This window comes from Pseudonocardia oroxyli, from assembly GCF_900102195.1.
In the GTDB taxonomy this organism is placed as follows: Bacteria; Actinomycetota; Actinomycetes; order Mycobacteriales; family Pseudonocardiaceae; genus Pseudonocardia; species Pseudonocardia oroxyli.
Map to the genome: position 1 here is coordinate 60,539 of NZ_FNBE01000003.1, position 24,968 is coordinate 85,506.

20 protein-coding genes are annotated in these 24,968 nt (G+C 74.1%); 9 read left to right on the forward strand and 11 right to left on the reverse strand.

The genetic code is table 11. From position 1 onward, the window contains the following. Positions 1-54 precede the first annotated feature (54 nt). From BLS43_RS05305 to BLS43_RS05330, 6 genes are all read right to left on the reverse strand, one after another. Entirely contained in the window at positions 55-2,010 is a 1,956-nt protein-coding gene (locus BLS43_RS05305) for a vWA domain-containing protein (RefSeq protein ID WP_093077639.1), read from the reverse strand. Next, on the reverse strand, positions 2,003-3,403 hold the full coding sequence (locus BLS43_RS05310; protein ID WP_093077642.1) for an ATP-binding protein: 1,401 nt from the start codon (positions 3,401-3,403) through the stop codon (positions 2,003-2,005). Before BLS43_RS05310 ends, BLS43_RS05305 begins: the two co-directional genes overlap by 8 nt. Positions 3,404-3,524: 121 nt before the next feature. After that, positions 3,525-4,427, reverse strand: coding sequence for a M56 family metallopeptidase (locus BLS43_RS05315; protein WP_093077645.1), 903 nt, complete (start codon positions 4,425-4,427; stop codon positions 3,525-3,527). A gap of 29 nt (positions 4,428-4,456) precedes the next feature. Then, positions 4,457-4,798 carry a BlaI/MecI/CopY family transcriptional regulator gene (locus BLS43_RS05320; RefSeq protein WP_093077648.1) on the reverse strand — a complete coding sequence of 114 codons (342 nt, stop codon included), beginning with the start codon at positions 4,796-4,798 and terminating at the stop codon, positions 4,457-4,459. Positions 4,799-4,852: 54 nt separating this feature from the next. Beyond that, on the reverse strand, positions 4,853-5,296 hold the full coding sequence (locus BLS43_RS05325) for a L,D-transpeptidase (protein WP_245707315.1): 444 nt from the start codon (positions 5,294-5,296) through the stop codon (positions 4,853-4,855). A gap of 204 nt (positions 5,297-5,500) precedes the next feature. Next, positions 5,501-6,232 (reverse strand): enoyl-CoA hydratase, encoded by a 732-nt coding sequence (locus BLS43_RS05330; RefSeq protein WP_245707316.1) that lies wholly within the window; start codon positions 6,230-6,232, stop codon positions 5,501-5,503. A 115-nt stretch (positions 6,233-6,347) separates the two neighbouring features. Here BLS43_RS05330 and BLS43_RS05335 point away from each other — a divergent pair, with 115 nt between their 5' ends. Continuing rightward, positions 6,348-7,784, forward strand: coding sequence for an MFS transporter (locus tag BLS43_RS05335; RefSeq protein ID WP_093077651.1), 1,437 nt, complete (start codon positions 6,348-6,350; stop codon positions 7,782-7,784). A 29-nt stretch (positions 7,785-7,813) separates the two neighbouring features. Here the strand turns inward: BLS43_RS05335 and BLS43_RS05340 are convergent, their stop codons facing one another. Beyond that, on the reverse strand, positions 7,814-9,958 hold the full coding sequence (locus BLS43_RS05340; protein ID WP_093077653.1) for an FUSC family protein: 2,145 nt from the start codon (positions 9,956-9,958) through the stop codon (positions 7,814-7,816). A gap of 65 nt (positions 9,959-10,023) precedes the next feature. Here BLS43_RS05340 and BLS43_RS05345 point away from each other — a divergent pair, with 65 nt between their 5' ends. Beyond that, the gene (locus BLS43_RS05345; protein WP_093077655.1) at positions 10,024-11,550 is read left to right on the forward strand and encodes an FAD-dependent oxidoreductase; all 1,527 of its coding nucleotides are present in this window, start codon (positions 10,024-10,026) and stop codon (positions 11,548-11,550) included. A gap of 7 nt (positions 11,551-11,557) precedes the next feature. Further along, positions 11,558-13,147 (forward strand): bifunctional 3'-5' exonuclease/DNA polymerase, encoded by a 1,590-nt coding sequence (locus tag BLS43_RS05350; RefSeq protein ID WP_093077658.1) that lies wholly within the window; start codon positions 11,558-11,560, stop codon positions 13,145-13,147. On the opposite strand, the gene BLS43_RS05355 is transcribed toward BLS43_RS05350, so the two are convergent. Beyond that, positions 13,132-13,995, reverse strand: a complete 864-nt coding sequence (locus BLS43_RS05355; RefSeq protein ID WP_093077661.1) for an SGNH/GDSL hydrolase family protein — start codon at positions 13,993-13,995, stop codon at positions 13,132-13,134. The genes BLS43_RS05350 and BLS43_RS05355 overlap by 16 nt on opposite strands. A 102-nt stretch (positions 13,996-14,097) precedes the next feature. Between BLS43_RS05355 and BLS43_RS05360 the strand changes: the two genes are divergently transcribed. Next, entirely contained in the window at positions 14,098-14,556 is a 459-nt protein-coding gene (locus BLS43_RS05360; protein ID WP_093077664.1) for a pyridoxamine 5'-phosphate oxidase family protein, read from the forward strand. Between the two features lie 21 nt (positions 14,557-14,577). Here the strand turns inward: BLS43_RS05360 and BLS43_RS05365 are convergent, their stop codons facing one another. Then, positions 14,578-15,552, reverse strand: a complete 975-nt coding sequence (locus BLS43_RS05365) for an acyl-CoA dehydrogenase family protein (protein ID WP_093077665.1) — start codon at positions 15,550-15,552, stop codon at positions 14,578-14,580. Between the two features lie 19 nt (positions 15,553-15,571). Beyond that, the gene (locus tag BLS43_RS05370) at positions 15,572-16,732 is read right to left on the reverse strand and encodes an acyl-CoA dehydrogenase family protein (RefSeq protein WP_342741134.1); all 1,161 of its coding nucleotides are present in this window, start codon (positions 16,730-16,732) and stop codon (positions 15,572-15,574) included. Positions 16,733-16,828: 96 nt separating this feature from the next. Between BLS43_RS05370 and BLS43_RS05375 the strand changes: the two genes are divergently transcribed. Further along, positions 16,829-18,301, forward strand: a complete 1,473-nt coding sequence (locus BLS43_RS05375; RefSeq protein ID WP_093078490.1) for an NAD-dependent succinate-semialdehyde dehydrogenase — start codon at positions 16,829-16,831, stop codon at positions 18,299-18,301. A gap of 81 nt (positions 18,302-18,382) precedes the next feature. Here BLS43_RS05375 and BLS43_RS05380 read toward each other — a convergent pair whose 3' ends face one another. Next, on the reverse strand, positions 18,383-19,909 hold the full coding sequence (locus BLS43_RS05380) for a lipopolysaccharide biosynthesis protein (RefSeq protein ID WP_093077667.1): 1,527 nt from the start codon (positions 19,907-19,909) through the stop codon (positions 18,383-18,385). A gap of 178 nt (positions 19,910-20,087) precedes the next feature. On the opposite strand from BLS43_RS05380, the gene BLS43_RS05385 reads away from it, so the two are divergent. Genes BLS43_RS05385 through BLS43_RS05400 form a run of 4 tightly spaced genes read left to right on the forward strand, consistent with a single transcriptional unit; the run spans position 20,088 to position 24,443 of the window. Then, positions 20,088-21,215, forward strand: a complete 1,128-nt coding sequence (locus BLS43_RS05385; RefSeq protein ID WP_093077670.1) for a Gfo/Idh/MocA family protein — start codon at positions 20,088-20,090, stop codon at positions 21,213-21,215. Continuing rightward, a complete protein-coding gene (locus BLS43_RS05390; protein ID WP_093077672.1) occupies positions 21,212-22,210 on the forward strand; it encodes an NAD-dependent epimerase/dehydratase family protein in 999 nt (332 codons plus the stop codon). The genes BLS43_RS05385 and BLS43_RS05390 overlap by 4 nt, the downstream gene beginning before the upstream one ends. An 11-nt stretch (positions 22,211-22,221) precedes the next feature. After that, complete coding sequence (locus BLS43_RS05395) at positions 22,222-23,337, forward strand: DegT/DnrJ/EryC1/StrS family aminotransferase (RefSeq protein WP_093078493.1); 1,116 nt, start codon at positions 22,222-22,224, stop codon at positions 23,335-23,337. Continuing rightward, positions 23,334-24,443, forward strand: coding sequence for a DegT/DnrJ/EryC1/StrS family aminotransferase (locus BLS43_RS05400; protein ID WP_093077674.1), 1,110 nt, complete (start codon positions 23,334-23,336; stop codon positions 24,441-24,443). Before BLS43_RS05395 ends, BLS43_RS05400 begins: the two co-directional genes overlap by 4 nt. Positions 24,444-24,968: the final 525 nt, after the last annotated feature.

The window sequence follows — 24,968 nt, forward strand, 5'->3', positions numbered from 1 at the left end:
CGGCATATGGAGCCATCCCGCCCCCAGACGACCGTGATGGCTCCATAATGCCTGCTAGCTGCGGCGTTTCAGATAGTCCTCCACGACCTCGGCGCCCAGGCCGTCGACGGTGGGATTGACCACCCGGCCGCCGACCCGCTTCGCGAGGCCGTCCATGAACACCGCCAGCCGCGGGTCGTCGCCCAGGACGAAGAAGGTGAACTTCGCCCGCAGACCGGAGAGCTTGTCGAGCTCGCCGATGGTGGCCCGCAGCGTGTACGGGCTGGGCGGGTAGTCGAAGTACGCCTCGCCGTCCGGCTCCAGGTGGGCGGTGGGCTCGCCGTCGGTCACGACGAGGACCACCGGGGTGGCGTCCGAGTTCTTCCGCAGGTGCTGCCCGGCCAGCAGCAACGCGTGGTGCAGGTTGGTGCCCTGCGCGTACGCGCCTTCCAGACCCACCAGCTCCCCCAGCTCGACGGACTGGGCGTGCCGCCCGAACGTCACGAGCTGGAGCGCGTCCCCGCGGAACCGGGTGGAGATCAGCTGGTGCAGGGCCAGTGCGGTGCGCTTCATCGGCACCCACCGCCCCTCCGCCACCATCGACCACGACGTGTCGACGAGCAGGGCGACCGCGGCACGGGTGCGCTGCTCGGTCTCGACGATCTCCACGTCCGTCACGTCGAGGTCCCGGGTGTCCCCGGACGCCTTGCGCAGCTGGGCGTTGAGCAGCGTCCGCGGCACCGACCAGCTCTCGGTGTCGCCGAAGGCCCACGGCCGGGTCGCCCCGGTCGCGTCCCCGGCCGCACCGGCCCGACGGGTGTCCCGTTGGCCGTTGCGGCCGGACAGCTGCTCGGCGACGTCCCGCAGGATCGACTGCCCCAACCTGCGCAACGCCTTGGGCGACAACGACAACGTGCCGTCCGCCGCCCGCTCGAACAGACCCTGGCGCTGCAGCTCGCGCTCGAGCTGGGCCAGCGTGCGCGCGTCGACGCCCGCCTGCTCGCCGAGCATCTCGGTGAGCGCGTCCAGGTCGATGTCGTCGAGTCGCGCGCCCGGGTAGCTCTGCGCGAGCTGTTCGGCCAGCGCGTCGAGCTGCCCCAGCTCCTCCAGCGCCCGGGTCGCCTCGCCCATCCCCATCGGGTTGTCGCCGCGGAAGCGCCCCGAGCCGTCCCAGTCCTCGCCCGGCCGCAGCCCCTGCAGCATCGAGTCCAGCCGGGACATCTGCTGCGCGAGGCGGGGGTCGCCGAAGGCCTGCTGCGAGAGCTCCATCAGCTCGGCCCGCTGCTCGGCGGACATCGAGTTGAGCATCCGCTGGGCGGCGGCGGACCGCTGCGCCAGGGTGTCGATCAGCTCGTCGGTGTTCTGCGGGTTCTCGGGGAAGAAGTCCCCGTGCTCCCGCATGAACTCCTGGAACTGCTCGGTGGTGTCCTGCCCGTTCGCGTGGTTCTCCAGCAGGGAGTTGAGGTCCTCCAACATCGAGTTGATCCGCTCGACGTCCTCCGGGGTCGCCCCCTCGAGCGCCTGCTTCATGCCCTCGAACCGCTGGTCCATCAGCTCGCGGCCGAGCAGGTCCCGGATGTCCTCGTACGCCTGGCGGGCCTCCGAGGACCTCCAGTCGTAGGACCCCAGCTCCCGGACCGCGCCGCCCGTGTCGGACGGCAGCGCGTCGAGCTGCATCTCCCGGAAGCGGGCGTCGTCGGAGTCCTCGTTCCCCAACGCCTCCCGCTCGGCGTCCATGGCGCGCTGCAGCAGCTCGCGGACCTCCTGCAGCGTGCCGTCGATCCGGTTGTCCCGCTGCAGGTTCCGGCGCCGCTCCCAGACCTGCCGGGACAGCTCGTCCAGCCCGCGGTCGCCGTCGAGTCCCCGGCGCAGGAGCTCCTGCAGCGCCTGGCGGGGCGAGGACCCCTCCATGACGTCCCGGCCGATCTGGTCCATCGCCGACCGGATGTCGAACGGCGGGGCCAGCGGGTCCGGTCCGCCCGCGTAGGGCCCGTAGGCGTACCGACGTCTGCGCCTGCGCGGATCAGCCATATTCCACCGTGTCGCCGTCGTCGGTCTCGTCCTTCGCCAGCTTGCGGGTGAGGAAGAGGTACTCCAGGGCCAGCTCGGCGGCCGACGCCATCGGGCCCGGGTCCTCGGTCCCCTCGGCCCCGAGCCGGGTCGCGACCTCGGTCAGCACCGGAACCGTCGGCAGCTTGGCGACGACCTCGGCGGCGGGCACCCGCTCGCCGGTGCGGACCGGGTGGGTCGCCACCGCGTCGGCGAGCCCGCCCAGGTCGACCCCGCGCAGCGCGAACCGCGCGGTGTCGGCGACGGCGCGGCGCAGCAGGTGCTCGAGGATCTCCTCCTCGCGCCCCTCCTCGCCGGACTCGAACTCGATCTTGCCGCGCAGCACGGCGGGCACGGCCTCCAGGTCGACGGGCCGGGCGTAGGCCCGCGTCTCGCCGACGAGCGCGGCGCGGCGCAGGGCCGCCGCCGCCACCGTCTCCGCGGCGGCGACCGCGAACCGGGCGGACACACCGGACGCCTGGTCCACGGCGCTCGACTCGCGCAGGTGCCGGGTGAACCGGGCGACGACCTCGATCAGGTGCCGCGGGACCTCCGCGGCCAGGTCCGCCTCCTGGACGACCATGGCGACCTCGTCGGCCACCTCCAGGGGGTAGTGCGTGCGCACCTCGGCGCCGAAGCGGTCCTTCAGCGGGGTGATGATCCGGCCGCGGTTGGTGTAGTCCTCGGGGTTCGCGGAGGCGACCAGCAGGATGTCCAGGGGCAGCCGCAGCGTGTAGCCGCGGACCTGGATGTCCCGCTCCTCCATCACGTTGAGCAGCGCGACCTGGATCCGTTCGGCCAGGTCGGGTAGCTCGTTGATCGCGACGACGCCGCGGTGCGCGCGCGGGACGAGCCCGAAGTGGATGGTCTCGGGGTCACCGAGGGAACGGCCCTCGGCGACCTTGACGGGGTCGACGTCACCGATCAGGTCGGCGACGGCGGTGTCCGGGGTGGCGAGCTTCTCGGTGTAGCGCTCCGAGCGGTGCACCCAGGTCACCGGCAGGTCGTCGCCCAGCTCGGCGGCCCGCGCGATCGACAGCGGGGCGATCGGGTCGTAGGGGTGCTCGCCCAGCTCGGAGCCCTCGATGACGGGGGTCCACTCGTCGAGCAGTCCGACCAGGGAGCGCAGCAGCCGGGTCTTGCCCTGACCGCGTTCGCCCAGCAGGACGACGTCGTGCCCCGCGATCAGGGCCCGTTCCAGCTGGGGGAGCACGGTGTTCTCGAAGCCGACGATGCCGGACCACGGGTCGGTCCCCGTGCGCAGGGCGGTCAGCAGGTTGTCACGGATCTCGGTCTTGACGCCCTTGAGCTCGTGTCCCGAGCTGCGGAGCGCGCCGAGGGTGCGGGGGAGATCGGAAGGTGCGGTAAGCGGCACCCGATCCACGCTACGCCCGCGAGGTGATTACCGCGCAACACTTCTGCGGCGCCTCCGGCGCTCGTGCGTGGTAAGTGGTGCTCTGGCACCACTTACCACGCACGGGCGCCGGAGGCGCGGGTCACAGGAGCAACAGGACCGTCGGGACCGCGACCAGCGCGACCGCGACGAGCCGGACGCCGGCGCGAGCCACGAGCGGCAGGGGCGAGGGGTGCGCGGAGATCCGCTCGATCCGGGCTTCGAGGGCGTCGGTGAAGGACGACAGCGCCGCGGCGGGGGCGCTGCCCCCGACGGTCTTCAGGGCGCCGACGAGCTCGTGCGGCTCGGACTTGCAGGCCGCGACGTCGTCCGCCCGCATCTCGATCAGCTCCGCCACGGCGACCTGCGCGCACTCCATGCCGCGCACGAACGGCGCCGTGGCGCCCCACGCGACGAAGGGCAGGACCACCAGATCGTGCCGTTCCCGCAGGTGAGAGCGCTCGTGCGCAAGCACGGCCCACACCTCCTCGGGCTCCAGCGCCTCCAGCACACCCGCCGAGACGACCAGCCGCGAGCTGCGCCCCGGTAGGCAGTACGCGACCGGCTGGGGATGGTCGAGCACGCGGGTGCCGGGCGAGTCCGGCCAGGGGGTGGCCAACACGTCGAGCAGGTCGCGGTGCCTGCGCCGGGCCCGCACAGTGCGCCAGTACATGGTGCTGAGCACCCAGAGCAGCCGGCCGCCCACCACCACGGAGGCGGCGAAGGCGATCACGTGCAGCGCGTCGAACCGGTCCGGCCACCGGCCGTCGTTCCACTCCCGCACCAGCGTGCCGACGGCGTCGGGGAGGGACGAACCGAGGGGCGAGAGGCCGTAGACGATGCCGCAGCCGACGAGCGAGAGCCCGCCCGCGAGGCCGATGGCCTGCCAGACGAGGAGCGCGCCGACCGGGTCCCGACGGGTCCAGCGGGCCCGCGCGAACGCACGGCTGACCGGCTCGGCGAGCACGACGCCGAGCACCAGGAGACCGAGCGCAGCGAGCGCCATCGCTCCATCATCCCGGACCGGGGCCGTGCTCAGTCCAGCAGGTCCCGCAGCTTGCGACGCTCCTCGCGCGGGATCGAGCCGAGGAAGCGCGCGAGGGCGGCGCCGCGGTCGGGGGCGCCGTCGAGCGCGTCGTTCATCAGCTCGGCCACGTGGTCCTCCCGCGAGGCGGTGGGACGGTAGTGGTGGGCCCGGCCGTCCCGCGTGCGGACGACCAACTGCTTGCGCTCGAGCCTGCCGAGCACGGTGAGCACGGTCGTCGTGGCCAGCTCGCGGTCGGCCAGTGCCTCCTGGACCTCGCGCGCGGTCAGCTCACCCGCCCCGGCCCACAGGACCTCCATGACGGCGCGTTCCAACTCACCCAAGCTCGGCACGCCTGCGATTCTACTACCGGTAGAACCCCTACGACGGACGAACTGAGGGTGACCTCAGGTGACCTGTACCTCGTCGCCGACCTGGAGGTAGGCGAACCAGGCCTTCGCGTCCGCCTCGTCGAGCTTCACACAGCCCGCCGACGGCGTGTCCTGGCGGCCCTCGTGGAAGGCGACGCCGCCGTCGGCGAAGAAGACCGAGTACGGCATCTGGGTCAGGTACTCGCGGCTGGTGTACTGCTCGGCCTTCCACTGCACGTGGAAGGTGCCGCGGGGGGTGGGGTCCTCGTCGTCTCCGGTCTGCACGGAGACCGGTCCGCGGACGATCGCGCCGTGGCCGTCCATCAGCCAGGCGGTCCGGCCGTCGACGTCCACGCAGGCCTTGGCCGTCGCGGTGCAGGGGGTGGCACCGGTCGGGTACGTGCGGGGTGCAGAGGTGGGCGCCGCATCGGCGACGCCGATCCCGAGCGAGGCGACCAGGGCCACCGCAGCACCCGTCACCGCACCGACCGTCCATCCGCGCGCCCTGCGCATCTCCACCGCCTCTCACCCCCGTGCTTCACGGGGCAACGACCGGTAGACGCGCGGGATGCCGGGAGGTGGCCTCGTTCGGTCACCGTGGGTGCAGGTCGAGACCTTCGAGTGAGGTACGGACCACAGGGCGGCGACGGACCGTCACCGCCGCCCTCCGAACGGCCTAGCGCCCTACCGGCCTTCGAAGGCGGGCGCCCGCTTCTCGGCCCGGGCCGCCCGGCCCTCGGCCAGGTCCGCGCTGGACCAGCACGCCGCGAACGCCCCGGTCAGGACGGGGTCGGACGCGGGCAGGTCGACCCGGTCCAGCACCTGCTTGTTGTAGGCCAGGGTGAGCGGGGCGAGGCCGGCGAGCTCCGCGGCCCAGGCGTGGGCGTCCGCCGGGCTGCCGAGGCGGTCGACCAGACCGCGGGCGTGCGCGAGCTCGGGCCCGACGGTCTCGCAGCCGATCAGGACCGACCGGGCCAACGCTCCTCCGGCGAGCTGCTCCAGCCGCCGGATCGTCCACGGGTCCACGGCCACGCCGAGCCGGGCCGTCGGCACCGCGAAGCGGGCTCCCTCCGCGGCGACGCGCAGGTCGCAGGCGATCGCGAGCTGGGTGCCGCCGCCGATGGCGGGCCCGTTCACGGCCGCGACGACCGGCACCGGGAGCGTGAACACGGCCTGCAGGGCGGCGTAGAGCGCCGTGGTGAAGTGCTCGCCGTAGACCTCGCCGAAGTCCGCGCCGGAGCAGAAGCTCGTGCCGCTGCCGGTGACGACGACCGCGCGCGCCCGCTCGGCCCGCACCTGCTCGACGGCCGCGACGATGCCCTCGCAGGTCTCGACGTTCAGCGCGTTGCGCCGCTCGGGGCGGTCCAGCTCGATCGTCCCGACCCGGTCGTCCCCGACCCGCACGTGCACGGCCACGGCCACTCCTCGCCCTCTGTTCGCCCGTCCCGGCCTGCCGCCACCGCGCCCACGGGCGCGACGGTGCCACTGCGGGCCTCACCGATGATCGACGGCCGAGCGTACTGTGCGCGACATGGCCGACACCGGGCTCCGCCTCGGCACACCCGCGGGGCGCTGGGTGGTGTTCGGCACCGTGCTGGGCTCCAGCCTCGCGATGCTCGACGGCACCGTCGTCAACGTGGCGCTCGCGCACATCGGCGAGGAGCTGGACGCCGGGTTCTCCGGGCTGCAGTGGACGGTGAACGCGTACACGCTGGGGCTCGCCGCGCTGATCCTGCTCGGCGGGTCGCTCGGCGACCGGTTCGGGCGCAGGCGGGTGTTCGTGATCGGCGTCGTCTGGTTCGCCGTCGCCTCGGCGCTCTGCGCGTTCGCCCCGACGATCGAGACGCTGGTGGCGGCGCGGGCGCTGCAGGGGGTGGGCGGGGCGCTGCTCGCCCCGGGCAGCCTGGCGATCATCTCCGCGTCCTTCCACGGCACGGACCGCGCCGCGGCGGTCGGGGCCTGGTCGGGGCTCGGCGGCATCGCCGGTGCGGTGGGCCCGTTCCTCGGCGGCTGGCTCGTCGAGTGGACGTGGCGGGCGGTGTTCCTGATCAACCTGCCGCTGGCGGTGCTGGTGGTGTGGGTGGCGCTGCGGCACGTCCCCGAGTCCCGGGACCCGGCCGCCGCGCCGGGCCTCGATCTCACCGGGACCGTGGCGGCGGTCGTCGGCCTCGGCGGGCTCACGTGGGGGCTCACCGAGGGGCGATGGCCCGTCACCCTGGTCGGGGTGCTCGCCCTGGTGGTGTTCGTGCTGGTGGAGCGGCGGTCGCGGCACCCCCTGGTGCCCCCGACGCTGTTCGCGAGCCGGGTGTTCACCGCCGCCAACGTCGTCACGCTGCTGCTCTACGCCGCCCTCGGCACCCTGTTCCTGCTGCTGGTGCTGCAGCTGCAGGTGGTGGCGGGGTTCCCGCCGGTGCTCGCCGGTGCCGCGCTGCTGCCGGTCACGGTGTTGATGCTGCTGTTCTCGGCCCGGTCCGGGGCGCTGGCGCAGCGGATCGGGCCGCGCCTGCCCATGACCGTCGGGCCGCTGGTCGCGGCGGTCGGGGTGCTGTTGCTGCTGCGGATCGGGCCGGGCGCGTCCTGGCTGCTCGACGTGCTGCCGGGGGTGCTGGTCTTCGCCGTCGGGCTCACGCTCACCGTCGCGCCGCTGACCGCCACGGTCCTCGACGCCGCACCCGACCGGTACGCGGGCGCGGCGTCCGGGGTCAACAACGCGGTCGCCCGGTCGGCCGGGCTGCTCGCCGTCGCGGTGATCCCGGGGCTGGCGGGGATCGCCGGAGCCGACTACACCGATCCGGCGGCCTTCGCCGCCGGTTTCCGCACGGCGCTGCTGATCACCGCCGGGCTGCTGGCCGCCGCGGGCGTGCTCGCCGCCCTGACCGTGCGCACCGCCGTCGGCGACCCCGACCGCATCCCGCTGGAGACCTGCGCCCACTGCGGCGTCTCGTCACCCCAGAGCTATCCCCGCTGAGCCATCCCCGCCGAGTTATCCCCACTGAGCTATCCCCGCTGACCGCTCGTCCCCGCGGGGACGCCCGCGAGGTCGTCGACGAGGCGCACGACGACCTGGTCGATGCGCCGGACCAGCCGGGCGGCGGCCAGCATCTCGGTCCGCCGCGCGGCATCCTCGGTGGTCGCGGCGGCGGCCTCGGCCTCGTCGACCAGCTGCTCGGCGGAGCGGACCTCGGGGGCCTGCTCGGCGAGCACCTCGCCGAGTGCCGCGAGGTTCGCCCGGACCGCCGCGACGGCCGGGTCGAGCGCCGTCCACTCCGGCGCGACGAGCCCGTCGGACAGCCGCGCGAACGACCGCGCGTAGTGGTCCACGGCCGTCAGCACCCGCAGCGCCCGCTGGTAGCTGCCCCGTCCGCGGCGCCGCGGCAGCGGGCTGTCCAGCGGTCTCGCCCGCTCGCGCAGCACCTTGAGCTTCTCGTCGGCGACCCGGGCCAGCTCGACCGGGACACCGGCGGCGGGCCGGCCGAGGAGGCGGTCGGTCGTCGCGGCCAGGGTGTCGTCCAGGGCGTCGACGGTCTCGTCGAGCGCCTCGCGGAAGGCCTCCCGCGTGTGCTTGGGCAGCACGAGGAAGCCGGCGAGTGCGCCCAGGGCCCCGCCGACGGCCGTCTCGACCACCCGCAGGACCAGCGTCTCGACGGAGAACTGGCCGATCACGCCGTAGAGCAGCGCGAGGACGGCGGTGATCCAGAAGGCCAGCAGGCCCGTGGAGATCCGGACCAGGTACAGCGCCAGGAACACACAACAGGCCAGCAGCACCAGCGAGACGACCACGTGCCCGCCGACCAGCAGCGCCAGGCCCATCCCCGCGACCACGCCGCCGACCGTGCCGACCAGCCGCTGCCACCCCCGGGTCAGGACGTCGCCGCGGCTCGCGGTCCCGGCGAACACGACGAACGCCGCGATGACCGCCCAGTACCACCGGGCGGGCGAGACCAGCTCCCCCGCGACGATCGCCAGGCTCGTCGCGACCCCGACCTGCACCGCCTGCCGGGTGGAGAGGGCGAGCCCCTTCGGCTCCTCGGTGGTCTCCTCCTCCGGCTCGGCGTCCGGGTCCACCTCGACCGGGGCGGGCGGCGGATGGTCGCCGCCGCCCTCCAGGGCGTCGGCGAGGCGGACGACCGCGAACGCGAGCCGCTGCTCGCGGGGCCGGGCGCCGCCGTGCTCGGCGGCGAGCGGGTCGACGCTGCGCCGGGCACCCGCCAGCGCGATGGCGCGGCTGTCGTCCGGGATCCCGGTCGCGGTCCCCGCCGCGATCCCGCGCGCCCCGGCGATCAGCGCCCGCCGCACCTCCGGTTCCAGGGCGCCCGGACGGGCCGGATCGTCGGCGAGCCTGCGGGTGGACACGGCGAGACGCTCGGCCGCCAGCTCGAGATCGGCGAGCTGCAGCTCGCGGGACTCGTCCTCGGGCCGGTCGAGCCGGTCGAACTGGTCGGCGACCTGCAGCATCGTGTCGTTGAGCCGGGTGCGGCGGCGGGCGACGTCCCGCAACGCGTCGTCGATCTTCGCGCGGTCCTGCGCGGGGGCCTCCAGGACGTCGACGACCGCGAGGGCGAGCGCGTGCACGTGCGCCCGCAGCGCGACCGTGAGGCGGTCGAGGATCTTCTCCGGGTCGTCGGCGAACACGAAGCCGCGCAGCAGGAGCGTCGACCCGATCCCGACACCCACCGCCGCCAGCAACCACGGCAGCTGCTCCGGGCGGGCCTGCAGGAACTGGGTGAAGAAGTAGGGCATGAACAGCGCCATGCCGAGCGCGGTGCCGCGCGCCCCGAACCGGCGGACGACCACCGCGACCATCATGACCAGCACGAACACCACGTCGGACACCGTGCGGTACTCCACGAGCAGCGTCCCGACGATCGTCGAGGCGGCCGCGGGCAGCACCATCAGCGCCGTCGTGACGCGGCGGCGCCCCAGCCCCGGCTCGGTGACCGACAGGTTGCTGACCATCGCCAGCACGGCGGCGAACAGCACCACCGTGATCGGCTGGCCGGACAGCGCCCGCACCCCGGACATCAGCAGGACGGCGAGCGCCATCGCCGCCGTCCCGACCCCGGCGAACCGCAGCCGCCCCCACCCGGGGTCCACGCCCGTCGCCCAGGTCCGCAGCTCCCCGACCCACGCCCGCCCCCGCACGGCGGGAGTATCGCAGCAGGCGGGTGCGCGGAGGTTCTGTCGGTGGGGCTTCCTAGGGTGGACCCGTGCCCCGCACCCTCCCCTGGCGCCGCGCGCCGCTCGTCCTGGTCCCCGGTCGGCCGCACCTGCCGCGGCGGGTGCCGGAGGGGACCCGTGCGGTGGTCGTCGGCGGCGGGATCGCGGGGATCTCGGCCGCGGTGGTGCTCGCCGAGCGCGGCGTGCGGGTCACCGTGCTGGAGGCGGCCGAGTTCCTGGGCGGGCGGCTCGGGGCCTGGTCGCACACGCTGCCGGACGGGTCGGCGCAGGTCGTCGAGCACGGGTTCCACGCCTTCTTCCGCCACTACGACACCTGGCGGGCGATCCTGGCCCGGGTCGGCACGCCGTTGCGCCCGGTGGTGGGCTACCCGGTGATCTCGCGCCGCTGGCCCGCGGAGGATCTCGGGTCGCTCCCGGCGGCCCCGCCGCTGAACCTGCTGGCGCTGTTCGCCCGCTCACCCAGCCTGCGGCTGCGCGAGATCGCAGGGGCGGACGCGGGCCTCGGCCTGGCCCTGCTCGCCCACTCCCCCGCGGACACCGCCGCCCGGTTCGACGACCTGTCCGCCGCGGAGTTCCTCCGCGGGCTCGGGGTGTCCGAGCGGGCCCGGGAGATGCTGTTCGAGGCGTTCGCCCGGTCCTTCTTCTGCGACCAGTCCGGGCTGTCCGCCGCGGAGCTCGTCGCGATGTTCCACTACTACTTCCTGGGCAACCCCGCGGGCATCGGCTTCGACGCGCCCGCCGAGGACCACCGCACCGCGATCTGGGACCCGCTGGCGGGCTACCTGCGCGAACGGGGTGCGGACCTGCGGCTCGGGGTGCGGGTGGACGGGCTCGACCGCGTCGGCTCGGGCTGGCGGGTGCGGTCGGGGTCGGCGCCCGAGGAGCAGCACGAGGCGGAGCACGTGGTGTTCGCGCTCGATCCCGGGGGTCTGCGCACCCTGCTGGCCCGGTCGCCGGTCGCCCCGGACCTGGCCCGGCGGGCGGCGGCGCTGCAGCTCGCGCCCCCCTTCGCCGTGACCCGGCTGTGGCTGGACCGCCCGGTCCGGCCGGACCGGGCGGTGTTCAGCGCGGTCTCCGGCGAGCCCACGCTGGACTCGGTGACCGTCTACTCCCGGCTGGAGGGCGAGTCCGCACGCTGGGCCGCCCGCACCGGCGGGGAGATCCTCGAGCTGCACTCCTACGCCTGCACCGCGCCCACGGCGGGCGAGGCGACCCGCCGGATGCGCGCCGAGCTCGCCGCGATCTGGCCGGAGACGGCGCAGGCGCAGGTCGTCGACCTGGTCGAGCGCTCCGAGGCGACGGCGCCCGCCTTCCCGCCGGGCAGTGCGGGCGCCCGCCCCGGCGTGCGCACCGACGCCCCCGGCATCCGGGTGGCCGGGGACTACGTGGAGTGCCCGCACCCGTCCGGCCTGATGGAGCGGGCCGCGATGACCGGGGTGCTCGCGGCGAACGACGTCCTCGGCGCGGTGGGCGCCGCACCCGAGGAGATCCGGGGCATCGCCGAGCGCGGACTCCTCGCAGGTCTCCCGGTCCACCGCCTGCAGCGCAGGCGCTGAGGGTCGCATGACCCGCGCGGCGGTGGAGGCGACCGAGGGCGGGGCGCTGGTGCAGGAGCTCGGGCCCGGCGGGGAGCCCGCGGGCCCGCCGCGCCATCTCCCGTTCGCGCAGCTCGCACAGCTGCGGGTGGACCGATGGGTGTGGCGGCACCACCGCACCTACCGCACGCTGCTCGCGCACGGGGTGCGGATCGGGCGGGCCCACGACGTCGAGCTGGTGGAGGGCCTGCTCGTGGGTGCGGACGGGCGGTTCGGCGCGCCGCACGGGCTCGCCGCGGCGGTGGCCCGGCTGCGCGGCGAACCCGTCACCGCCGATCCGGAGCCCGCGGAGGCCGACGAGCGACCCGCCCTGTTCGGCCGCGAGGAGCCCGACCCGTTCGCCACGCTCCGGGAGGTCGTCGAGGTGCACGCCGCCCAGCAGGCCCGGCTCACCGACCCGCGGTTCCGGATGCTCGCCGCGGCCGAGTCGGCGGGCGGGATCGTCGCCGAGGAGATGCGCGCCGCGGGCCTGCCGTGGCGCCGCGACGTGCACGACGCCTTGCTCACCGAGGCACTCGGCCCCCGCCCCTTCGGCTGGGCGCGGCCGCCGCGGCTCGCGGCGCTCGCCGCGGAGGTCGACGCCGCGTTCGGCCGCCCGGTCAATCCCGACTCCCCCGCCGAGGTGCTCGCCGCGTTCGCGCGCGTCGGGTTCGAGCTGCCCAACACCCGTTCCTGGGTGATCAAGAAGGTCGACCATCCCGCCGTCGCCCCGTTGCTGGCCTACAAGGACCTGGCGCGCCTGCACGCCGCCCACGGCTGGGCCTGGCTCGACACCTGGGTGAAGGACGGGCGGTTCCGGCCCGAGTACGTCGTGGGCGGGGTCGTGTCCGGGCGCTGGGCCTCCCGGGGCGGCGGGGCGCTGCAGATCCCCAAGACCGTCCGGGCGGCCGTGCGGGCGGACCCCGGGCACGTGCTGATCGCGGCGGACGCGGCCCAGCTGGAACCGCGGATCCTCGCCGCGATGGCGGGCGACCGGGCGCTCGCGCAGACCGCCGCGGCGACCGACCTCTACACCGGCCTGGCCACCGAGCTGTTCGGTGCGGAGACCGCCCGGGGGAGGGTCAAGCTCGCCGTGCTGGGTGTCATCTACGGCCAGACCTCGGGGGACGCCGCCACCCACCTCGCCCTGCTGCGCCGCCGGTTCCCCGCCGCGATCGCCGTGGTCGAGGACGCCGCCCGGGCGGGCGAGGAGGGCAGGCTCGTGCGGTCCTGGCTGGGCCGCACCTGCCCCGCCGCCCGGCCCGGCGACGAGGAGCCCGCCCGGGCCCGGGCCCGCGGCCGGTTCACCCGCAACTTCGTCGTGCAGGGCACGGCCGCGGAGTGGGCGCTGATCCTGCTGGCCGAGCTGCGCAACGCCCTGCACCGCGCGGGCAACCCCACGCAGCTGGTGTTCTTCCAGCACGACGAGGTGCTGCTGCACGCCCCGGCGGAGGCGGCCGAGGAGGCCGCCGGGCTGATCCAGCAGGCGTCGGACACCGCGACCCGCACGCTGTTCGGTGCGACGGAGGTCCGGGTCCCGCTGGAGGCGAACCTGGTGGACTCCTACGCCGACAAGTGAGCGCGCGTGAGGGTGTCGAGGACCGCGGTGCCCATCGCCCGCATGCCCTGGGCGTTGGGGTGGGCCGGGGCCGCGGGGGCGGTCGGGAGCAGGCCCTCGATCCACTTCACGCCCGGGACCTGGCACATGTCGTGGCCGATCGTCGGGGTGTAGGTGTCCACGAACGTCACGCCCGCGGCCTCGGCCTGCGCCTCGAGGGTCGCGTTCAGGGACTTCTCGACCCCGCGCAGCCAGGCGACGTCGCCGGGGCTGAACGGGACGACCGGGAAGCAGCCGGGGCCCTCGTCCGGCAGCAGGGCGGGGTAGCCGACCAGCGCGACCGTCGCGTGCGGTGCGCGCGCGACGATCGCCGCGAGCGCGGTCCCGACCTTCTCCCCCGCGACGGCGATGCGCTCGTCGAGGGTGGTGCCGTAGGAGTCCTTACAGCCGGCGCCCAGCGGGTTCAGCGGCGAGGTCAGGGCGCAGCGCGCGATGATGTCCGCGAACCCGATGTCGTTGCCGCCGATGGTCAGGGTGACCAGGTCCTCGTCGCCGGTGAGGGCGTCGAACTGGGGCGGGGCCTGGCCCAGCACCACGTTCTGGGGTGCGGTGAAGTCGTCCGTGGTGGCGCCGCTGCAGGAGACGTCGACGAACTCCGCCGCGCCGATCCCGGCCGCGACCACGGAGGGGAAGTTCTGCCCCGACCGCAGGCAGCCCGGCGGGAGGCCGCCCTGCGGCGGGATGAGCGGCCCGGCGCTGTAGGAGTCCCCCAGTGCCACGTAGCGGCCCGGCGTGTCCGCCTGTGCGACGCCCGCGACCAGCGCGGATCCGGTGAGCAGCACGGCGAGGACCAGGGCGACACGACGCATGCGGGGCCTTTCGACTTCGGGGAGCAGTCGGAGGCTAACGACGCCCGATCACCCTGGGTTGCACTTCCACCCCAACGGGTCCACCGGCCTAGGGTGGGGATCATGACGACCCAGCGCCGGGGCCGCGCCATCGCCATGTCCGACGACGAGCGGGACGCCTTCCTCGCGTCCGAACGCACCGTCCGGGTGGCGACCAACGGCACGCACGGCCCGCACGCGACCCCGCTGTGGTTCCACTGGGACGGCGCGGCGATGTGGCTGACCTCGCTCACCCGCGCGCAGCGCTGGAAGGACCTGGAGGCGGACCCGCGGATCGGCGCGGTCGTCGACGCGGGCGAGGCCTACACCGAGCTGCGTGGCGTCGAGATCCGCGGACGGGTGGAGCCGGTGGGCGAGATCCCGCGGATCGGCGAGCCGAACCCCGAGCTGGAGGCCGTCGAGCAGGCGTTCGCGGACAAGTACTCGGGCGGCCAGGTCGTCCGCGACGGCAAGCACGCGTGGCTGCGCCTGGTCCCCGAGAAGATCACCAGCTGGGACTTCCGCAAGATCCCCGCCTCCTGACCGAGGCGGGGATCCGCTCGGCTACGGGGTACCGGTGAGCAGGGCCCAGAGCCCGCCGGGGCCCGCCTCGACGGCCCGCGCCCCGACGAGCCGGTTCCACCGGGACTCGCTGCCGTCCTCGTCCCGCCACGCCCACAGCCGCGTGGTGGCCAGGCGGAGGGAGTGCTCGCGGGTGAAACCGATCGCGCCGTGCACCTGGTGGGAGATCCGCGCGACCTCGCCCGCCGCCTCGCCGCAGCGTGCCTTGGCCGCGGCGACCGCGAGCGCGGCCTCGGGGAAACCGACCCGCTGCGCCTCCCCCGCCGCGGCGGCGGACGCGGCCTCGGCCGCCGCCACCTCGGCGCCCGCGAGCGCGAGGCTCTGCTGGATGGCCTGCAGCTTCGCGATGGGGCGGCCGAACTGCACGCGCTCGGTCGCGTAGCGGACCGACATCGCGAGCGCCGCGCGGGCCGCCCCCGCGAGCAGCAGCGACCGGCCCAGCGCCGCCCGCAGCGGGAACTCCACCGCCACCGTCGACGGCGCGGTGCCCTCCGCGACCACCCGCGCACCGACGAGGGTGTCCCGGGGCTCCTCGGCGACGTTCGTCCCCTCGGTGACCTGCGCGGATGCGGGGTCGACCAGCGAGACGCGATCCCCTGCCGGCACGACCACCCCGCCGACCGCCCGACCCCACGGGACGCGGTGCAGCGTGTCGGAGCCCTCATCCACCGCGACGGACAGCGGCCCGGTCGGCACCTCCAGACCGGCGGCGTGCAGCAGCCACGCGGCGAGCTCGGTCTCGACGAGCGGCACCCGCGCGGCGTACTGCCCCGCCGCGGTGGCGACCGCGACCCAGTCGGCGAACGTGCCGCCGGATCCCCCCGCCTCCTCGGGCAGGGTCAACCGGGCGAGCCCGGTCTGCTCCAGGGTCTTCCAGAGGTCTGCGTCGAGCCCGGTGGCCTCGACGTCCCACGCGTCGGCGAAGACCTGCTCCGCCATCTCCCGGACCTCACTCATCGCACACCCTCGCTTGCACTCATCGCAGCCCCAACCCTCGTGCCGTGATCCCCCGCAGGACCTCGTTGGTCCCGCCCCGCAGCGTGAAGCCGGGCGCGTGCAGCACCGCCTCGGCCAGCAGCCGGGCGTAGCCCGTGCCGCCGGGATCGGGTGCCGTCGGCAGCAGGGTCCGGGCGGCGTCGATCACCTCGTTCTCGAAGCGGGTGCCGAGGTCCTTCACGACCGCGGCCGCCAGCTCGGGCGCCTGCCCCGCCTCCAGCGCACCCGCGATCGCGAGCGACATGCGCCGCAGCGTCCAGTACCGCGACACGAGCCCGCCCAGCCGCTCCTCGTCGACCTGGTGCGCCTCCCGCAGCAGGGCCGTGAGCAGGGGAAACGTCGAGAGGTACCGCTCCGGGCCGGACCGCTCGAACGCCAGCTCGGAGGTGACCTGGTGCCAGCCCTGCCCGATCTCCCCCAGCACCCGGCTCTCGGGGATGAAGACCTTGTCGAACACGACCTCGTTGAAGTGGTGGGCGCCCGTCAGCAGCGGGATCGGCCGGATGGTGACACCCGGCGAGTCCAGCTCCACGATCAGCTGAGACAGCCCGGCGTGCCGGTTCGTCTCGTCCTTCGGCGACGTCCTGACCAGGGCGAAGAAGGCGTGCGCGCGGTGCGCACCGGACGTCCAGACCTTCGTGCCGGTCAGCTCCCAGCCGCCGTCGACCGGCTCGGCCCGGGACCGCACGGACGCGAGGTCCGAACCCGAGTCCGGTTCCGACATGCCGATGCCGAAGTACACCTCGCCGCGCGCGATGCCCGGCAGGAACGCCTGCCGCTGCTCCTCGGTGCCGAACCGCAGCAGCGAGGGCCCGATCTGCCGGTCCGCGATCCAGTGCGCCGCCACCGGCGCGCCCGCGGCCAGCAGCTCCTCGGTCACCACGTACCGCTCCAGCGCGCCGCGGCCGTGCCCGCCGTACTCCGGGGGGATCGTCATCCCGAGCCAGCCGCGCGCGGCCAGCTCCTTGCTGAACCGCTCGTCCCACCCGGACAGCCAGGTGTCCGCCCGGGGGCGCCATCGGTCCGCCGCCAGCTCCTCGGCCAGGAACGCCCGCACCTCGGCGCGCAGCGCCGCGACCCGCTCCGGCAGCTCCACGGGGGGTGGGACGAGCGGGGGGACCTTCGCCATCGTGTCCGTCACCCCCTCTTCCTAGACGAACGATCGGTGCCGCGCAGCACCGTGTTCCCTGCAGCACCGTTCCTGCGGCTCCGGGTGTCGGATGGCAGCATCGGCGTCATGGGTAATGCCGATCTGGAACGCAAGGTGCTCGACTCCGTCCCCACCGGCCTGCTCATCGGGGGGCGGTGGCGACCGTCGTCGTCCGGGGCCACCGTGAAGGTGGAGGACCCGTCGACCGGTGCGGTCCTGGCCGAGGTCGCGGACGCCTCCCCCGAGGACGGGCTGGCCGCGCTCGCCGCCGCGCACGAGGCGCAGGCCGACTTCGCCGCGCTGGCCCCGCGGGAGCGCAGCGACATCCTGCGCCGCGCCTTCGAGGCGATGCTGGCCCGGCAGGAGGAGCTGGCCCTGCTGATGACCCTGGAGATGGGCAAGCCGCTGGCCGAGGCGCGCGGCGAGGTCGCCTACGCCGCCGAGTTCTTCCGCTGGTTCGCCGAGGAGGCCGTGCGGATCGACGGCGGGTTCGCCACCGCCCCCGCGGGCGGCAGCCGGTTCCTCGTGATGAAGCAGCCCGTCGGGCCCTGCGTGTTCATCACGCCGTGGAACTTCCCGCTGGCCATGGGCACCCGCAAGATCGGTCCCGCGCTCGCCGCGGGCTGCACCGTGGTGATCAAGCCCGCCCCGCAGACCCCGCTGTCCATGCTCGCGCTCGGCCAGATCCTGCTCGATGCGGGACTCCCGGCGGGCGTGCTCAACATCGTCACCGCCACCGACGCGGGCGGGGTGATGGAGCCGGTCATCCGGGACGGCCGGGCCCGCAAGCTCTCCTTCACCGGCTCGACGGGCGTCGGGAAGATCCTCCTCGAACAGTGCGCCGACAAGGTGCTGCGGACGTCGATGGAGCTGGGCGGCAACGCCTCGTTCCTCGTGTTCGAGGACGCGGACCTGGACAAGGCCGTCGAGGGCGCGATGCTCGCGAAGATGCGCAACATGGGCGAGGCCTGCACCGCGGCCAACCGCCTCTACGTGCAGCGCTCCGTGGCGGAGGAGTTCGCCGCGAAGCTCGGCGAGCGGATGGGTGCGCTCAAGGTCGGGCGCGGCACCGAGGACGGCGTGCAGGTCGGGCCGCTGATCGACCGGAAGGGCCTGGACAAGGTGGTCGACCTCGTCGGGGACGCCGTCGCGCACGGGGCGCGGATCACCGTCGGCGGCGAGCGGGTCGACGGGCCGGGCTACTTCTACCCGCCCACGGTGATCACCGACGTGCCGCAGAGCTCGCGGCTCAACCACGAGGAGATCTTCGGCCCGGTCGCGCCCATCTCGGTGTTCGACACCGAGGAGGAGGCGCTCGCCGCCGCCAACGCCACCGAGTTCGGGCTGGTCAACTACGTGTTCACCGAGAACCTGAACCGCGCGCTGCGGGTGGCGGAGAAGCTCGAGTGCGGGATGGTCGGGCTGAACACCGGCCTGGTGTCCAACCCCGCGGCCCCGTTCGGCGGGACCAAGGAGTCCGGCCTGGGCCGGGAGGGCGGCACCGTCGGCATCGACGAGTTCCTGGAGCTCAAGTACGTGGCGATCGGCGGCCTGCAGTAGCCGCATCGTGGAGCCACACCTGTCGTGTCGGGCGGCTGATTCGACAGTTGTGGCTCCACACGGCGAGCCGGGGCCTGGGGGTCAGGCCTCTTCGATCTTGATGACGCGGGGTTTCGGGCCGCCCGGGCGGATGCGCGGCCAGACCAGCACCGCGATCGCGCAGAGGGCCTGGCTCACCGCATAGCCGATGGCGACGGGGAGCAGCTGGTCCACCGGGTGGCTGCCGTCGGGGTTCGCCGGTCCGATGGGGGTGAACAGCGCGACGGCGATCACGAACGCCGTGCTGATCAGCTGCAGCCGGGCGAAGCCGAACCCGTCGTGCAGCGCCTGCCGGACGCCCAGCTCGTGGCTGATGATCAGGCGGGCCACCATGCCGACCAGCAGCACCCGCAGCACGTCGGCGGCCTCGGCGTAGCCCGGACCGAACAGGGACAGGCCCAGGCTCGCCCCGGCGATCCCGATCACGATCATCGGCAGGAAGATCACGTACAGCCTGCGCCGGGACGCGCGGATGTGGTCCTTCGCGTTCTCCGGGTCGCGGGCCAGCTGCGCCGAGAGCGACTGCATGAACCGCTGGCAGGCGATGTCGATGACCATGACGGCCTGCCAGGCGATGAAGAACGCGGCGCCCGTGGCCCCGCCGAACCGCTGCGTGACGATGACCGTGACCTGGTTGAACAGCAGCACGGTGCCCCAGTGGGCCAGCGTGGTGGGTCCGAGGAACCGCGCCGCCTCCCGGCGGGTCGGCAGCCACTCCTGGTCGGACATCCGGGCGAACTTGCGGGTGTAGACGCCGCCCACGACGGCACTGCCCACCGTCCACAGCGCGATCGGGACCACCCAGGACACCACGACCCCGAACGGACCGAGCGAGGCGCCGAGCGCGACGAGCAGCCCGATCCGCGCCACCGCGAACGCGATGTTGCGCCAGGAGGCCCACCACGTCTTGCCGACGGCGATGAGGCTGAAGTCGTGCACGCCCCACAGGCCCCAGCCGATCGCCGCGGCCAGGAACATCAGCCCGCCCGCCCACGTCGGCAGGTACTCGCCCGCACCGGTCTGCGCCATCAGCGGCTCGAGCAGGACGTAGATCAACCCGACCAGCGCGCAGGACGGGATGATGACGAGGTGGCTGCGCCAGAACAGCGTCGACGCCTTCTTGCCCGAGCGGGGCATCCACAGCATCATCGCCGAGTCGAGGTTCAGCTGCGCCACACCGGCGACCAGCAGGAACGCCGAGACGAACGCCGACGCGTAGCCGACCGCCTCCTGCGGCATGATCCGCGCCGCGATCAGCCAGCTGATCAGCCCGGCGACCGAGCCGACCGCTCCGGAGATGGTGAGGGACAGGCCGTCGTTCAGCGCCCGGCGACCCGAGCCGCCCGACGACGAGCCCAGGTCCTTGCCCATCTCGGCGGGCGGCACGACGTCGTCCCCGGCGGCGGCGCCCGGACGGTCCGCGCGGCGTCCACCGTCGTCGTCGCGCAGCGGGGCGGGGTTGGTCGGGAGCTGGATCGGGCCGGTCGGGGGGTCGTCGGACTGGGCCCCGTTGCGGGTCGCGAACCAGCCGGAGAATGCGGAGCCCGTCTCGGCGTCCTGTCGTCTCACTGCGGCCCGCGGCGGGGGGCGTACCTGGCCGATGTCATGGCGCCGCAGTCTAACGAGGCGTCCTGAACGCCCGCTGAGCGCCCGCGGGGACCGGCCCGAGTGATCATCCGGCTCTTTTGTAGGGTCGCTTCGTTGCGCCACGTCAACGGATCCGAGGGGGGCCACCACGGTGGAGTCAGTGAGTCCGATCGGGATCGCGGTCGTCGGCGGCGGCTACTGGGGGCCGAACCTGGTCCGCAACGCCCAGCAGACGCCGGGTCTGCGTCTGGAGTACCTGTGCGACCTGGACGCCGACCGGGCCCGCGCCGTGCTGGGCGACTACTCCACGGTGCGGATCTCCACGTCGCTGGACGACGTGCTGGCCGACCCCGCCGTGCAGGCCGTGGCGATCGCCACCCCCGCCGCCACCCACTTCTCGGTGGGCATGCAGGCGCTCGAGGCGGGCAAGCACGTCCTGATCGAGAAGCCCCTCGCGCCCTCCTACGACCAGGGCAGGCAGCTCGTCGAGGCCGCCGAGCGGCTCGGCCGGGTGCTGATGGTCGACCACACGTTCTGCTACACCTCCGAGGTCCGCCACATCCGCGAGACCGTGCGCAGCGGGCGTCTCGGGGACCTGCAGTACCTCGACTCGGTGCGGATCAACCTGGGCATCGTGCAGCCGGACGTCGACGTCCTCTGGGACCTCGCCCCCCACGACCTCTCGATCTTCGACGCGATCCTCCCGGACGACGTGGCCCCGGTCTCGGTCGCCGCGCACGGCTCCGACCCGGTGGGGGCCGGGCACGCCTGCGTCGCGCACCTCACCCTGCGGCTGTCCAACGGCGGCCTCGCACACGTGCACGTGAACTGGCTGTCACCCACCAAGATCCGGACGTTCGTGGTCGGCGGGTCCAAGCGCACGATCATCTGGGACGACCTCAACCCCACCCAGCGGCTGTCGGAGCACGACCGCGGCGTGGAGCGCAATGACGAGCTCGCGGACCTGGACGCCGACGTCCGCGGCCGCAGGCTCGTGTCCTACCGCACCGGGGACACCGTCGCCCCCGCGCTGGCCAACCTGGAGGCCCTGCGGTCGGTCATGGTCGAGTTCGCCGCGGCCATCGCGGAGAACCGGCGCCCGCTCACCGACGGTTTCGCGGGCCTGCGGGTCCTCGCGATCCTCGAGGCGGCCTCCGAGAGCCTGGCGAAGGACGGCCAGTCCGTCCCGATCCGGGCAGTCCAGCAGACCCCGCGCGAGACCGCCGGGGTCATCGAGAACGTGGCGACCACGATGGCCCAGCGCGGCCGTGGAGAGGTGACGGTGTGACCGCCAGCGAGAAGGCAGCCCAGCCGGTTTCCGGCCAGAAGATCCTGGTCACGGGCGGTGCGGGCACCATCGGCTCGACGCTGGTGGACCAGCTCGTCGATGCCGGGGCCGCCGAGGTCGTGGTCCTGGACAACCTGGTGCGCGGGCGTCGCGAGAACATCGCCGCCGCGCAGGAGCGGGCCGGGGACCGGCTCACCCTGGTCGAGGGCGACATCAACGACCTCGGCGTCGTGCGGGAGCTGACGGCCGGCAAGGACCTGGTGTTCCACCTCGCCGCGCTGCGCATCACCCAGTGCGCCGAGCAGCCGCGGACCGCGCTCGAGTCCCTGGTGGACGGCACCTTCTCGGTCATCGAGCAGGCCGCCGAGGCGGGCGTCAAGAAGGTGGTGGCGAGCTCGTCGGCGTCGGTCTACGGGCTCGCGGAGGAGTTCCCGACCACCGAGCGCCACCACCCGTACAACAACGACACCTTCTACGGCGCCGCGAAGGCGTTCAACGAGGGCATGCTGCGCAGCTTCCACGCCATGAAGGGCCTGGACTACGTCGCGCTGCGCTACTTCAACGTGTACGGCCCGCGGATGGACGCCTACGGCGTGTACACCGAGGTGCTGATCCGCTGGATGGAGCGCATCCAGCGCGGCGAGCGTCCGCTGATCTTCGGCGACGGGCTGCAGACCATGGACTTCGTGCACGTCCACGACATCGCCCGGGCGAACGTGCTCGCCGCGCAGGCCCCGGTCACCGACGACGTCTACAACATCGCCACCGCCCAGGAGATCTCCCTCGCGGGCCTGGCCGACGCGCTGCTGAAGGCCATGGACTCCGACCTCACCCCCGAGTTCGGCCCGGCGCGCCAGGTCAACGGCGTCACGCGGCGCCTCGCGGACATCTCCGCCGCCGCCCGCGACCTCGGCTGGAAGCCCACCATCGGCATGGACGAGGGCCTGCGCGGACTCGTCGCCTGGTGGAAGCAGGAGACGGGGGTGACCGCCTGATGATCCCGGTCATGAAGCCGCTCCTCGGCGAGGAGGAGGCCCGGGCCGTCGCGGCCGCCGTCACGTCGGGCTGGGTCGCCCAGGGGCCGCGGGTCGCGGAGTTCGAGAAGGCGTTCGCCGCCCACGTGGGCGCGGCGCACGCGATCGCGACCTCGAACTGCACCACGGCGCTGCACCTGTCCCTGTACGTGCTGGGCGTCGGCCCCGGCGACGAGGTGGTCTGCCCGTCGTTCTCGTTCATCGCCACGGCGAACGCGATCCGCTACTGCGGCGCGACGCCGGTCTTCGCGGACGTCTCGCCGGAGACCGGCAACCTGACGCCCGCGTCGGTCGCCGCGGTGCTCACCGACCGCACCAGGGCCGTCCTCGTCGTGCACCAGGGCGGCCAGCCCGCGGACGTCCCCGCGCTGCGCGAGGTGTGCGGCGACATCCCGCTCGTCGAGGACGCCGCCTGCGCCGCGGGCGCGACCCTCCACGGGGCACCCGTCGGCACCGGCGCCCTGCTCGCCGCGTGGTCCTTCCACCCGCGCAAGCTGCTCACCACGGGCGAGGGCGGCATGGTGACCACGGACGACGCCGAGTGGGCCGCCCGGATCCGTCGGCTGCGCGAGCACGGGATGACCGTGTCCGCCGCGGACCGGCACGCAGCCGGGTCGAAGGTGGTCCTGGAGGGGTACGCCGAGACGGCGTTCAACTACCGGATGACGGACATGCAGGCCGCCATGGGACTCGTCCAGCTCGGCAGGCTGCCGGGGATCGTGGCGCAGCGCCGCGCAATCGCCGCGCGCTACCGCGAGCTGCTCGAGCCGCTGGGGCTGCGCGCGGTCACCGATCCGGCGTTCGGCACGGGCAACTACCAGTCGTTCTGGGTCGAGCTGCCCGCGGGCGCCGACCAGCTCGCCGTCCTGGAGTCGCTCGCCGGGGCGGGGGTGTCCGCGCGGCGCGGGATCATGGCCGCGCACCTGGAGCCCGCGTACGCGGGGCACCCGCACGGGCCGCTGCCCGTCACCGAGCACCTGACCCGGAACACGATCATCCTGCCGGTGCACCACGAGGTCGGCGAGGCCGAGCAGAAGCTCGTCGTCGACGCGCTCGCCTCGGCGCTGAACCTGCAGGGAGCGGCATGAACGCCGGACCCGTGCCCCTGGTCGACCTGGCGGCCCAGCACGCCGAGGTGGCCGCCGAGGTCGCCGAGGGCTGGGAGCAGGTCCTGGCCCGCACCGCGTTCGTCGGCGGTCCGGCGGTCGCGGCGTTCGAGGCCGAGTACGCCGCGTACTCGGGCGTCGAGCACGTCGTCGGGGTCGCGAACGGCACCGACGCGCTCGAGCTCGCCCTGCGCGCGCTCGGCATCGGCCCCGGCGACGAGTGCATCGTGCCCGCCAACACCTTCATCGCGACGGCCGAGGCGGTGGCGCGCGCCGGTGCGGAGATCGTCCTCGTCGACTGCGAGCCCGGCACCGCCCTGATCGACGTCGACGCCGCCCTCGCCGCGGTGACCGAGCGGACCCGCGCGGTCCTGCCGGTGCACCTGTACGGCCAGGTCGCGGACGTGGCCAGGCTGCGCGCCGAGCTCCCGGCCGAGGTCCGGATCGTCGAGGACGCCGCCCAGTCGCAGGGTGCCCGCCGCGACGGTCGGCGCGCGGGCGCGATCGGCGACATCGCGGGGACCAGCTTCTACCCGGGCAAGAACCTCGGCGCCTACGGGGACGCGGGCGCGGTGCTGACGAGCTCGGCCGAGCTCGCCGACCGGGTCCGGCTGATCGGGGCGCACGGCTCCCCGCGCAAGTACGAGCACACCGTCGTCGGGGTGAACAGCCGCCTGGACACCCTCCAGGCCGTGGTGCTCAGCGCGAAGCTCAGGCGCCTCGACGCGTGGAACGCGCTGCGCCGCGAGGCCGCCGCCCGCTACGACGCCCTGCTCGCCGACCTGCCCGTGGTGACCCCGACGGTCACCCCCGGCAACGAGCCCGTCTGGCACCTCTACGTGATCGAGGTCGACCGCCGCGCCGAGGTCCTGGCCCACCTGAACGCGAACGGCGTGGGCGCGGGCATCCACTACCCCACCCCGGTCCACCTCACCGAGGCGTTCGCGACCCTGGGCAAGGCGGGCGACTTCCCGGTCGCCGAGGCCATGGCCGACCGCATCCTCAGCCTCCCGCTCTACCCGCAGATCACCGCGGAGCAGCAGGCGTGGGTCATCGAGGTCCTCCGCTCCGCCCTGTCCGCCGGCTGAGGGCGGACCGCGGGCGCGGGACGGCGGGACGGCGGCGCGCTCAGGTTCCTGATCGTCCGGCGCCCGGCCCATCCGCCGCGCCTCGGACCCGACACGGGCTCCGCCACGCGACACTCCGGTCCCTGACGGTCCGGCATCCCGACCATCCGGCCCACCTCCGACCCGACGGGGGCACCGCCACGCGAAGCCCAGGTTCCTGATGGTCGGGCACCCCGCCCATCCGGCGCACCCCGGATCCGACGGGGGATGCGCCACGCGAAGCCCAGGTTCCTGACGGTCCGGCGCCGTGGCCATCCAGCACACCCCGGATCCGACCGGGGCTCCCCCTCACGAAGCCCTGGCTCCGGACCATCCAGCACCCCGACAATCCGGCCCGCCTCAGAGCCGACGCGGGCACCGGCACACGAAGCCCACGTTCCTGATGTTGAAGCCCAGGTTCCTGATGTTCCAGAACGGGGGCCGTCCGGTGCCCGATTCAGCAGGTTCCTGGACCACGCCAGGAAGCAGCGTGGCCCAGGAACCTGA